General features: G+C 72.3%; 5 protein-coding genes and 2 pseudogenes. 4 read left to right on the forward strand and 3 right to left on the reverse strand.

The features are described from left to right. Both VIB11_RS07665 and ccrA read right to left on the reverse strand, forming a co-directional pair. A pseudogene (locus VIB11_RS07665) lies at positions 1-460 on the reverse strand (hypothetical protein); the annotation flags it as partial. A 60-nt stretch (positions 461-520) separates the two neighbouring features. Continuing rightward, on the reverse strand, positions 521-1858 hold the full coding sequence (gene ccrA / locus VIB11_RS07670; protein ID WP_332029959.1) for a crotonyl-CoA carboxylase/reductase: 1338 nt from the start codon (positions 1856-1858) through the stop codon (positions 521-523). 207 nt (positions 1859-2065) lie between these two features. Between ccrA and VIB11_RS07675 the strand changes: the two genes are divergently transcribed. Beyond that, positions 2066-3355, forward strand: coding sequence for a glycoside hydrolase family 15 (locus VIB11_RS07675; RefSeq protein ID WP_332029961.1), 1290 nt, complete (start codon positions 2066-2068; stop codon positions 3353-3355). Positions 3356-3396: 41 nt separating this feature from the next. On the opposite strand, the gene mce is transcribed toward VIB11_RS07675, so the two are convergent. Continuing rightward, positions 3397-3840, reverse strand: coding sequence for a methylmalonyl-CoA epimerase (mce, locus tag VIB11_RS07680; protein ID WP_332029963.1), 444 nt, complete (start codon positions 3838-3840; stop codon positions 3397-3399). 133 nt (positions 3841-3973) lie between these two features. Between mce and gatC the strand changes: the two genes are divergently transcribed. The 3 genes and pseudogenes from gatC to VIB11_RS07695 all read left to right on the forward strand — a co-directional run. Next, positions 3974-4270, forward strand: a complete 297-nt coding sequence (gatC, locus tag VIB11_RS07685; RefSeq protein WP_332029965.1) for an Asp-tRNA(Asn)/Glu-tRNA(Gln) amidotransferase subunit GatC — start codon at positions 3974-3976, stop codon at positions 4268-4270. A gap of 19 nt (positions 4271-4289) precedes the next feature. Then, positions 4290-5807: an Asp-tRNA(Asn)/Glu-tRNA(Gln) amidotransferase subunit GatA gene (gene gatA, locus VIB11_RS07690; protein WP_332029966.1), complete on the forward strand. Its 1518-nt coding sequence runs from the start codon at positions 4290-4292 to the stop codon at positions 5805-5807. Positions 5808-5812: 5 nt separating this feature from the next. Then, positions 5813-6288, forward strand: a pseudogene (locus VIB11_RS07695) (Asp-tRNA(Asn)/Glu-tRNA(Gln) amidotransferase GatCAB subunit B); the annotation flags it as partial.

The raw sequence follows: 6288 nt of genomic DNA on the forward strand, positions 1-6288 counted from the left end.
GGTTGATCCCGCGGTTCGTCAGCGACTCCACCAGGGGGTTGATGGCAAGGGTCAGGAAGAGCGAGACCACCAGGAGGGTGATGACCGCGGTCAGGCGGCCGAGGGTGTGCCAGAGCCCGAGGGCGACCAGCACCCCGAGCGCGCCGACGAAGCCGACGTAGAACGGCGACTGGCGGTTCAGCGGCCGCCCCGCCCGGCCGAACCGCTGGCCGGCGGGCGCCTCGCGGTCCTCGGTGGCCAGCGGTGCGCCGTCGTGGCCGCTGCTGACCTGGGTCGCCCCCTCGGTCGGCGGGAGGACGCTCGTGAGCAGGTCGCCCTCTGCGGCCTGTTCCCCCTGCGAGGGACCCGGGGCCGCCCCGGACGGCACGGCTCGCTCGGCCTCGAGCTCTGCCGAGGGACGGTTGCTGGCCCGGAGCGCCGCACGCTGTCTGCGCCGGAACTCTCTCCACCGATCGAACATGCACTGACCTCCCGCGGCGAGCCTAGGCCACGGGAGGTCAGGGGATCACGATGGACCCGCTCAGGCGTTGCGGAAGCGGTTGATCGCCTGCACGTGCGTCGCCCGCTTCGCCTCGTCGGAGACGCCGAGGCCCTCCTCGGGCGCGAGCGTGAGCACGCCCACCTTCCCCTGGTGCAGGTTCTGGTGGACGTCGTAGGCCGCCTGGCCGACGTCCTCCATGGTGTAGGTCTTGGAGAGGGTCGGGTGGATCAGGCCCCGGTTGATGAGGTCGTTGGCCTCCCACGCCTCGCGGTAGTTCGCGAAGTGGCTGCCGATGACCCGCTTGAGGCTCATCCACAGGTAGCGGTTGTCGTACTCGTGCATGTAGCCGCTCGTCGAGGCGCAGGTGACGATGGTTCCGCCTTTGCGCGCGACGTAGACCGAGGCGCCGAAGGTCTCCCGACCCGGGTGCTCGAACACGACGTCGACGTCCTTGCCGCCGGTGAGCTCGCGGATGCGGGCGCCGAGCCGCTTCCACTCCTTCGGGTCCTGGGTGGTCTCGTCCTTCCAGAACCTGTAGCCCTCGGCATTGCGGTCGATCACCAGCTCGGCGCCCATCGACCGGCAGATCTCCGCCTTTTCGGGGGAGGAGACGACGCACACCGGGGTCGCGCCGCCGGCCAGCGCCATCTGCGTGGCGTAGGAGCCGAGGCCGCCGGAGGCGCCCCAGATGAGCACGGTGTCACCGAGCTTCATGCCCGCGCCGTTGCGCGAGATGAGCTGGCGGTATGCCGTGCTGTTCACCAGCCCGGGTGATGCGGCCTCCTCCCAGGTCAGGTGCGACGGCTTGGGCATGAGCTGGTTGGTCTTGACGACGGCCAGCTCGGCGAGGCCGCCGAAGTTGGTCTCGAAGCCCCAGATCCGCTGCTCCGGGTCGAGCATCGTGTCGTTGTGGCCGTCGGCGCTCTCCAGCTCGACCGAGAGGCAGTGGGCGACGACCTCCTGGCCCGGCTTCCACTTGTGCACCCCGGGACCCGTGCGCAGCACGACGCCGGCCAGGTCGGACCCGACGACGTGGTAGGGCAGGTCGTGCCGCTTGGCGTAGTCGGAGGTCCGGCCGTAGCGCTCGAGGAAGCCGAACGTCGACACCGGCTCGAAGATCGAGGTCCAGACCGTGTTGTAGTTGATCGCACTGGCCATCACCGCGACGAGCGCCTCGCCGGGGGCGAGCTCCGGCACCGGCACCTCGTCGACGTGCAGCGAGCGGCGCGGGTCCTTCTCGCGGCTGGGGAGGCCCTCGAAGATCCCGACCTCGTCCTTGTGCACGGTCACGGCGCGGTACTGCTGCGGAACGGCCAACCCGGCATACGTCTCCTCGGTGCGGTCACCGGAGAGGATGGCGTCGCGGATCTGCTGCATCGGTGGAACTCCTCAGCCTCGGTCGAGCGGGGGCAGTCGATGGGGCGAACCTAGTGCGGCACAAGGGGTCTGGGCACGGACTGAGACAGCGGTCACGCGGTGACCTGGCTCACGGGGCGGGGCCACAGCCCCGCTCTGGCGCCATCGTGCCGGCAGCCCTGCTCACAACGCCCGCACGCGACCGCCTCCGTTTGGCATCATCACGGCATGCGACGTCGCAGGGGGGAGGGGCTCCAGGGCACCGGGGGGCCGCCGGGGGGCGGTCGGCGCCGCTGGGCCCGCGGCTGGGCGGCCCGGCGCTGGGTCGCCCTTGCCACCGTGCCGTTGGTGGCTGGCCTGGCCTGGGGCTTCGCTGCCTGGCCCCGGCCACCCGCCCCCGACCCCATCCTCATCACCCAGGCGGGCTGGGCAGGTCCCGACGCCTCGCCGACCGGCGCGCCCAGCGAGGACGAGGTGGCCTGGCTCGGCTCCGGTACGGTCCCGGGCGCAGGGACACGGTGGGAGGACATGACCAGCGCGGCCCTGCTCGACCTGCACCGGCTGACCGAGCCCAACGGGGCGGTGCGGGCCGGCGCCGCTGACCGCTGGAGCTACGCGTGGCCGCGCGACAGCGCCTTCGCGGCTGTGGCCCTGGCCAGGGCGGGGCACCGCGAGGACGCGCTGCGCATCCTCCGCTTCCTGTCCAGGCTCTCGTTCGACCGCCAGGTCGGGTTCGAGGCGCGCTACCACCTCTCCGGCGTCGGGACCCCGGACGACCGCGAGGCGCAGTCCGACGGGGCGGGGTGGGCGCTCTGGGCGCTCGGCGCGGTGGAGATGCAGCCCGGGCCGGTCGGGCTGGACCCGGAGCTGCGGGAGCTGCTCGACCGCTGCACCGACCTCGTCCTGCGCCTGACGGACGACGGAGCCGTGCTGCCGCCGCCCTCGCCCGACTACTGGGAGGTCCCCGTCGGAGCCACCTCGCTCGGGACCGCTGCCCCGCTGTTGGCCGGGCTGCGCTCGAGCGCGCGGGTGTACGCCGCCCTGGGAGAGCCGCTCGCGTCGATGCGGGCGGGTGCCGCCGCCACCCGGCTCGAGGCCCGGGTGAGGGCTGGTTTCGCGCCCGACTTCGAGCGCTTCGGCCGTCGGGGCGGCCTGGACGCGGCCGTGACGATGCTCATGCCACCGTTCTCGCCCGAGACGCCGGCGGTGGTCGCGGCGTGGGAGGCCTACCAGCGCCAGGCGCGACGCCCCGCCGGAGGCCTCGCCCCCGGCGTGGCCTGGAAGCGCGACGGAGTCTCGTGGTCTCCGGAGACCGCCCTGGTGGCGCTGACCGCTGCCGCCTCGGGGCGCGACCACACCGCGGAACGGTGGCTCGACTGGCTCGACGCGCACCGCACGACCTGGGGGAGCCTGCCCGAGAAGGTCACCGCGTCAGGGCGGCCGGCCGGACCCGCGCCGCTGGCCTGGACCGCTGCGCTGGTCGTGCTGACGGTCGAGGAGCTCGACGCGCAGGACTGAGGGCGGCTGGCTGCACCGGCCGGAGAGGTCGGTCGGTACAGCTAGTGGGCGGGCCCCGTGGCCGGCTCGACGAGCTCGACGAGGATGCCGCCGGCGTCCTTGGGGTGGATGAAGTTGATGCGCGAGTCCGACGTGCCGCGCCGGGCCTCGGGGTAGAGCAGGCGCAGCCCGCGCTCGCGAAGGGTGGCGCTCACGGCATCGAGGTCCTCGACCCGGTACGCCATCTGCTGGATGCCCGGCCCGGAGCGGTCGAGGAACTTCGCGATCGTCGACTCGGGGGAGAGCGGCGCGAGCAGCTGGATGTGCGAGCCGGAGTCGCCGACGGCCATCATCGCCTCGCGCACGCCCTGCTCCTCGTTGACCTCCTCGTGGGCGAGGGTCATGCCGTAGGTGTCGCGGTAGAACGCGATGGCCTCGTCGAGGTCGGCCACGGCGACGCCGACGTGGTCGATGGCGGTGAACAGGTGGGAGGGGACAGCGCTCATGCCCGCAGCCTAGGGGCGAGCAGGCGGGCCAGGAATGAGCCGTTGACCACACCGACGACCGCCCCCGTGGCGAGCAGGGTGGCGGGACGACCGCGACCAAAGGCCCCGACCCCCAGCCCATAGACTGGCCGGCATGTCCTCACTGTCCAGGGACGACGTCGCGCACCTCGCCGGCCTCGCCCGCATCGACCTCTCCGACGCCGAGCTCGACAAGATGGTCGGCGAGCTCGGCGTCATCCTCGAGTCCGTGGCCAAGGTCCAGGAGGTGGCGGCCGACGACATCCCGCCGATGTCGCACCCCATGCCACTGACCAACGTGACCCGCCCCGACGAGGTGCGTCCCTCGCTCAGCGCCGACGAGGCACTCGCCGGCGCCCCCGCCTCGGAGCTGCAGCGCTTCTCCGTGCCCCGCATCCTCGCCGAAGACTGACCGAAGGACTCCTCCCGCTGTGAACACCGACATCACCCGCGCCAGCGCGGCCGAGATCGCCGACGCCCTCGGGCGCAAAGAGATCAGCGCCGTGGAGGTCACCCAGGCGCACCTCGACCGCATCGCGGCGGTCGACGGCCAGGTCCACGCCTTCCTCCACGTCGACGCCGATGGCGCCCTCGCCTCCGCCCGCGACATCGACGAGCGCCGCGCCGCGGGGGAGGAGCTCCCGGTCATGGCCGGGGTCCCGATCGCCGTGAAGGACGTGATGGCGACCAAGGGCATCCCGACCACCTGCGGCTCGAGGATCCTCGAGGGCTGGGTCCCTCCCTACGACGCCACCCTGGTCACCAGGCTGCGCGCGGCTGGCATGCCGATCCTCGGCAAGACCAACATGGACGAGTTCGCGATGGGCTCCTCGACCGAGCACTCCGCCTACGGCCCCACCCGCAACCCCTGGGACCTCGAGCGCATCCCCGGCGGCTCCGGCGGCGGCTCGTCCGCCGCGGTGGCTGCGTTCGAGGCGCCCTGGGCCATCGGCACCGACACCGGCGGCTCGATCCGCCAGCCCGCCGCGGTCACCGGCACCGTCGGCACCAAGCCGACCTACGGTGGTGTCTCGCGCTACGGCCTCGTCGCGCTGGCCTCCAGCCTCGACCAGGCGGGGCCCTGCTCTCGCACCGTCCTGGACGCCGCCCTGCTGCACTCGGTGATCGGCGGGCACGACCCGCTGGACTCGACGTCCATCAACGCCCCCGCGCCCCCCGTCGTCGAGGCCGCGCGCCGCGGCGACGTCAAGGGCATGCGCATCGGCGTCGTCAAGGAGCTCGGCGGCGAGGGCTACCAGGCCGGCGTCCGCACCCGCTTCGAGGAGTCCGTGCAGCTGCTCGTCGACGCCGGGGCCGAGGTCGTCGAGGTCTCCTGCCCCAGCTTCGACTACGCGCTCGCCGCGTACTACCTCATCCTGCCCAGCGAGGCGTCCTCGAACCTCGCCAAGTTCGACGCCATGCGCTACGGCCTGCGGGTGCTGCCGGAGGGCGTCGACGACCCGAGCGCCGAGCAGGTCATGGCCGCCACCCGCGACGCCGGCTTCGGTGACGAGGTCAAGCGCCGCATCATCCTCGGCACCTACGCCCTCTCCTCCGGCTACTACGACGCCTACTACGGGCAGGCGCAGAAGGTCCGCACGCTGATCTCGAGAGACTTCGAGGCCGCGTTCGCGAAGGCCGACGTGCTGCTCAGCCCGACCGCGCCGACCACGGCGTTCAAGCTCGGCGAGAAGCTCGACGACCCGATGGCGATGTACCTCAACGACATCGCGACCATCCCGGCCAACCTCGCCGGCGTCCCGGGGATGTCCCTGCCCTCCGGCCTGGCCGAGGAGGACGGCCTGCCGACCGGCGTCCAGATCCTGGCCCCGGCCACCGAGGACGCCCGGCTCTACGGAGTGGGCGCCGTCCTCGAGAAGCTGCTGACCGACCGCTGGGGCGGGCACCTGCTGGCCCAGGCACCCGACCTGACCGCGAAGGGAGCGTGAGCGGCATGAGCACCGCCACCACCGAAGCCGTACTGGCCTTCGACGACGCCGTCGAGAGGTTCGACCCCGTGATGGGCCTCGAGGTCCACGTCGAGCTCAACACCCACACCAAGATGTTCTGCGGCTGCGCCACGGGGTTCGGCGCCGAGCCGAACACCCAGGTCTGCCCGGTCTGCCTCGGCCTGCCCGGCGCCCTGCCCGTCGTCAACGAGAAGGCCGTGGAGTCGGCGATCCGCATCGGGCTGGCGCTCAACTGTGAGATCGCCGAGTGGTGCCGCTTCGCCCGGAAGAACTACTTCTACCCGGACATGCCGAAGAACTTCCAGACCTCGCAGTACGACGAGCCCATCGCCTTCAACGGCCATCTCGACGTCGAGCTCGAGGACGGCACGACGTACCGCGTCGAGATCGAGCGCGCGCACATGGAGGAGGACACCGGCAAGAGCCTCCACGTCGGCGGCTCCACCGGCCGCATCCACGG

The organism is Pedococcus sp., assembly GCF_036554925.1.
GTDB lineage: Bacteria > Actinomycetota > Actinomycetes > Actinomycetales > Dermatophilaceae > Pedococcus_A.

Excerpts from the sequence above, each read along its gene's own strand:
- ccrA (WP_332029959.1), bottom strand. The coding sequence starts at position 1,858 with ATGCAGCAGATCCGCGACGCCATCCTCTCCGGTGACCGCACCGAGGAG.
- VIB11_RS07675 (WP_332029961.1), top strand. The coding sequence starts at position 2,066 with ATGCGACGTCGCAGGGGGGAGGGGCTCCAGGGCACCGGGGGGCCGCCG.
- mce (WP_332029963.1), bottom strand. The coding sequence starts at position 3,840 with ATGAGCGCTGTCCCCTCCCACCTGTTCACCGCCATCGACCACGTCGGC.
- gatC (WP_332029965.1), top strand. The coding sequence starts at position 3,974 with ATGTCCTCACTGTCCAGGGACGACGTCGCGCACCTCGCCGGCCTCGCC.